The 5178-nt window shown below is 63.2% G+C and carries 3 protein-coding genes; 2 read left to right on the top strand and 1 reads right to left on the bottom strand.

Features of this window, described 5'->3' with window-relative positions; all coding sequences use genetic code 11:
* On the top strand, positions 1–221 hold a 221-nt coding region (locus tag AC4DF4_RS17835), incomplete at its 5' end, for a hypothetical protein (protein ID WP_490049456.1).
* Positions 222–349: 128 nt separating this feature from the next.
* Here the strand turns inward: AC4DF4_RS17835 and AC4DF4_RS17830 are convergent.
* Positions 350–1099 carry a helix-turn-helix transcriptional regulator gene (locus AC4DF4_RS17830; protein ID WP_490049455.1) on the bottom strand — a complete coding sequence of 250 codons (750 nt, stop codon included), beginning with the start codon at positions 1097–1099 and terminating at the stop codon, positions 350–352.
* A 228-nt stretch (positions 1100–1327) separates the two neighbouring features.
* On the opposite strand from AC4DF4_RS17830, the gene AC4DF4_RS17825 reads away from it, so the two are divergent.
* On the top strand, positions 1328–4972 hold the full coding sequence (locus AC4DF4_RS17825) for an NPCBM/NEW2 domain-containing protein (RefSeq protein WP_490049454.1): 3645 nt from the start codon (positions 1328–1330) through the stop codon (positions 4970–4972).
* The last annotated feature ends 206 nt before the right edge of the window (positions 4973–5178 follow it).

Below are 5178 nucleotides of genomic sequence, written 5' to 3'. Positions count from 1 at the left end.
AGCGCAAGCTCAACGAGAAGCTGCGTGGTCATGACGGCTACTACGGAGTCACTGGAAACATCCGCATGCTGTCACGGCTGCGGTATGAAGTGGCAAAGTTGTGGCGTAGGTGGCTACAGCGGCGCAACCGAAGCAGCAGCCCGAACTGGGAACAGTTCCAGGGCATGTTGCGTGTCTTCCCCTTATTTCCTGCTCGCATCCTACACTCCAAAATGCAATGAAACCACAACCCCGAGGAACCGGATGCGTTAATTGCGCTCGTCCGGATCAGTGGGGGGCGTCGTCCGGCCTTCGGGCCGGGCGGCCCTATCCCGGAAGCAATCACGAAAACTAGACCCAACCGTTCGGATCACCCGCCGTCAGAGTGGCGCTGCCGATGGTCGCGAAGGAAGTGGCGCGGCGCGAGTCTCAGCACCTGCTTGAACGCTTTGGACAGGTGAAAGGCGTCGCTGAAGCCGAGTTCTTCGGCAATCGTATGGAGCGGGATGCCACGCAGCAGCAGGGCCTTTGCACGGTCGATGCGCAAAGCCCGGTATGCAGCCATGGGGGCCATGCCGGCCTCCCGCCTGTAGCGGTGGGACAGGGCGGACACACTCACGTGCATCTCAGCCGCGACCTGCGCCAGGCTGCGCGGCGTGGCCAGATCCAGCCCGAGGAGCCGGTTGACCTCCCTGACAAAATCGGTTTCGGCGCTCATGGTCACGGAGCCGACGCGATAGATCCCCGCATCCACGCGCTCCGCGTTGACCAGCAGATGCAGTGCGCGGCACAGCGCCGACTGCGCTTCCCAGAAGCCCGCTTCGCCGCTGTCAGCGCCCGAGCGCGCCGCTGCCTCGATCAGTCTTCCGAGGACGCCTTCGGGATCCAAAAAGCGCGCGTACTTGGAAGCCGAATCCACCCGCTCGGTCAGGGCTGTGTGCTCGCCGCCTGTAAACAGCAGATAGCCGTTGTGGCGCGGCCCCCTTTCCTCTCGCGTGTCCTCCCAGTAGCGGGTATCCGGCGGATAGAGATGTGCCGTCCGCGCCGGTCGCACACACCATGGCCTGCGCGTTGAGCCGACACGGACGCTTCCATGAGGCGCAAAAGCATAGTCAAGCACCCACAAACCACATCGATAACGACCGATGTGGTTTACATGTTCGCCACAATACTCGGAGGCGGATCCCAGGGCAGGTATGCCCCCGGAACGCTCAGACCACATGAATTCATTCGCGAATCGGTCCATGGCCGCTCTTACGGCAGAGAATCACAATTTGCAAGAAGATGCATGTTTTCGGCATAGACTGCCATTGTTTTTGGGGGCGGAAAAGGCCATGCTGGATACGTTATGAGTAAATCGAAGATCAAATTCCTAGGCGCCCCATTTGTTCCGCCCTTTCGATGGGGCCTTCTCCTGCTGCTTTCGGCGGCCGCGTTGGGATCGGCCGCCGCTGACAATCCTGAAGGGGCGAAGAACAAGACCGGGCCGGTATATATCTCCGATTGGACGAGGGATCGTCTTTCGGCCACCCAGGGTTGGGGCGGCCTGGGCGTCGATACGGCCGTCACGCCGCCCGGCAACGCGACGCCGGTCAAGTTGAGCATCGGGGGCAACGAATACGCACGCGGGCTCGGCGCGCACGCCAACGGCACCATTACGCTGCAGCTCGACGGAAAGTACGAGACGCTCGAAGCGGAGATTGGCGTGCAGACCCAGTTGAACCACATCGGCTCGGTGGTGTTTTGCGTTCTGGGCGATGGCGAGGAACTCTTTCGCAGCGATGTGATGAAGGGGGGACAGCAGGCGAGGAAGATCCGGGTTTCGGTCAAAGGATTTCGAAATCTGGTCCTCGCCCTCGAAGATGCTGGCGATGGGAACGGGGGGGATGCCGGCAACTGGGCGGAAGCCCGCCTGATTCCGGCCGCGACCCCGTGGCTCAGGCCCTTGACCCCACCCTCACACAACCTGGCCTCCACGGCGCTGGCATTTGTTTCCGATCCCGACCTTGACCACGGAGAACCCTTGCAGATGGAGGCGGACGGCAGCTATCGGCTCGATCCCGGTCCTGACGGGAAGGCCCGCATCGGATTGCAGTGGGAGGAAGGCCTGTGTCCAGGCCAACGGGTGGGACTGAGACTGGCGGGGGGAACGGCCTTGGGCGCGGACGCGATTCGGCTGCGTGTGCAGGACGAGGACTGGAAGTGGCACGAGTTGCCGGACGAGCCTCTTGCGGGCATGGAAGGCGGTTTGTTCCTCTGGTCGCTGTCCCCCAGCAATGCAAACAGGACGGTCAAGGCAATCGAATGGGTTATGACCTCGAAGAAGGCCGTGGTCGTGAAGAACCTGTACATTGCCGGAGGCCCCGGATCGTGGCAAACCGCGAAGTTGCGCCTGGAGGCCGGGGGCGCGGAGCGCTCGCTGGTGACCATCGAGTCTTCCCGTGGGGTGCTGTTGGACGAAAAGGGGGGCGAGCAGACACGCCGCGCGTGGGACACGTCCGGCCCCCTGGAGATCGAGGTCCGTTACCGGGCGCAGAAGTCGTTGAAGAATCAGCCAAGTCTCTTGTGCTGCCCCATGTCTGGAACGGTGTTGTGTCACTGCAAGGATAACTCGGGACCCAAGCAGGTGAATATGGTGCGAACCCTCTTGCACTTCAGCCACCCAGCGGGTGGGTTCTCGGTGGCGGTCGAGGATGTGGCGGCTCAAGGCTCCGTGTTCATCCGCCACGCCGGGGTGCTCGTCTCTGCGGCTGACAAGGCCGTGGTTGTGAAGAATCGACCGGCAGAGATCGCGGCCCGCAAGACCGTGTTGGAGGAGGTCCGCGAGATGCCGGACCAGACGTTTGAACAGGCGATGAGCAAGACGCACAACCCGGTCCAGAATCGGGGGCCGATGATGCTGTCCCTGGCCTGTGACAACCGCAAGTTCATCGTGGATGCCGGCGGGATCATTTCGGGAAGGCTGACGCCACAGTTCGGTGTCGGCGGGGCAGCGGTGGAGGGGAACCGCCATCTGGATGGCGGCTGGCTGCCGATCCCGTCCTCGGATTTCACACAGGGGGACGGTCCGGTCTATCGCCAGCGCACCTGCGTGGCGCCGATGGACGACGCGCCTCCGGCGCTCACCGCCTCCTGGGTTCGCCAACGCGCCGTCTGCGCAGTCGAGTGGACCGTCGAGAACCGTGGTTCAACCGCCGCTGAGACGCGACTGGCCGTGTCCTTTGCGGTTCCGCAAGGCCGAACCGCCTTGTTTCAACCGGTAGGTGGAGGGATCGCCCTGACGTTTGGCGACGAGTTGGCGGCCTATTTCGAAACCGCCGACGCGGGCGGACTGAAGTTGGATTTCGAGGGGTCCGGCCTGACGCTGTCCGGCCGCCTGGCGGCCGGCGGAATCGCCCGGTGCTATGCCTACCTGCCCGCGCAAACCATGGCGGTCACAGATTGCGGCACCCTGACCGGGGGGGCGAGGTGGTTCGAACGGACGACCGCCTATTGGGCCATGGTCATGGCGCCGGCCATGCAGATCGACGTGCCGGACGCTCTCCTGGCCAACGTGATCCGCGCCTCGCAGGTGCATTGCATGCTGGCCGCCCGCGACGAGGATGAGGGCCGGCGCGTGGCGGCGTCTATCGCCGCTAACCACTACGGCGCGCTCGACACGGAGTCCCAGGCGGTGATCCGCGGCATGGACATGGTCGGCCAGCAGGAGTTCTCACGCCGGACATTGGACTACTGGCTGCATCGATACACTCCGGACGGTCCCATGGAGAAGAACTATTCGCTGGCGGCCACGGGTCAAAATCTGTGGACGGTGGCCGAGCACTATCAGCGGACCGGCGACCGGGCCTGGCTGGAACAAGCCGCCCCGAGGCTGGTGGCCGCCTGCCAGTGGATCAGCCGGGAGCGGACCAAGTCCATGGTGAAGGACAATATCGGCCGGCCGGTCCCGGAGTGGGGTCTCATGCCGCCAGGCACCAGCGCCGACTGGACGACCGTGGCCTATCGTTTCTATAACGATTCGCTGTACCATGTCGGGCTGTCCACCGCGTCGACCGCACTGGCCGACATTCAGCGGCCCGAGGTGGCGGATCTGCTCAAGGATGCCCGCGTCTATCGCGAAGACATCCAGCGGGCCTACCACTGGACGCAGGAACGGTCGCCGGTTCTGCCCCTGCCCGGCGGTGCCTGGGTCCGCGCCTATCCGTCCCTGCATGGATACTTCGGTCTGCCGGAGGAGTATTTCCCGGGCACCGATATGGGCCGCACGTGGTGTTATGCCGTGGAACTCGGCGCCCACCACCTGGCGGTCAACGGCGTGCTGGATCCGGCGGCCACCGACGTGACCGAGATGATCGATCACATGGAGGACGTGCAATTCCTGCGCAACGGCTTTAACGACTACCCTGCCGACCGCAACCGGCAGGATGTTTTCAACCTGGGCGGCTTCGGCAAGGTCCAACCCTACTACGCGCGGAACGTCGAGCTGTACGCCCTGCGCGATGACGTCAAACCGTTCATTCGATCCTACTTCAATTCACTCGCCTCGCTGCTCGATCCGGGTCGCCTCTCTTTGTGGGAACACTTTGCCAATACTTTTGCGTGGAACAAGACCCACGAGACCGGCTGGTTCCTGTGCCAGTCACGGGTCCTGTTCGTGCAGGAGCGCGGTGACGAGCTGTGGCTGGCACCCTTCGTGGCGTGCAACTGGCTGAAGGGCGGGTTGACGGTTGCGGTGAAGCAAGCACCGACACGGTTCGGACCGGTGGGGTATCAGATCACTTCTTCGGTTGACAAGGGCTTCATCGAGGCGTCGATCGAGCCGCCGGTGAGAACGTCGCCCAAGGCGATCGTCATCCGCCTGCGGCATCCGGACGGCAAACCGATCCGGAGCGTGACGGTCAACGGCAAGCCGCACAGGGACTTCTCCCCGGCTGGGGAATACGTGCGACTGAAACCATCGGCTGACCGGATCGTGGTGCGCGCGGAGTACTGAACGATGGCAGTGGGAAGATAGACCTCGCGGTAAAGCTTTGCACATCTTGCCCACCCAATGATCACGGACTGCTGCGCATCCTCAAGAAACTGGAATACTCCGGGTAAGGATCTCATAATTCCAGATGCCTTGGTTATCGATGTTCCAGAGGGAACGACCTGATAGAAGCGAAGCCCGCGATGGCGGACGGACCCCGGGGGATGATC

The sequence above is a fragment of the Luteolibacter sp. genome, assembly GCF_058122085.1.
The sequence above is the reverse complement of the archived record's forward strand: the minus strand, read 5'-3'. Positions and strand labels throughout refer to the sequence as shown.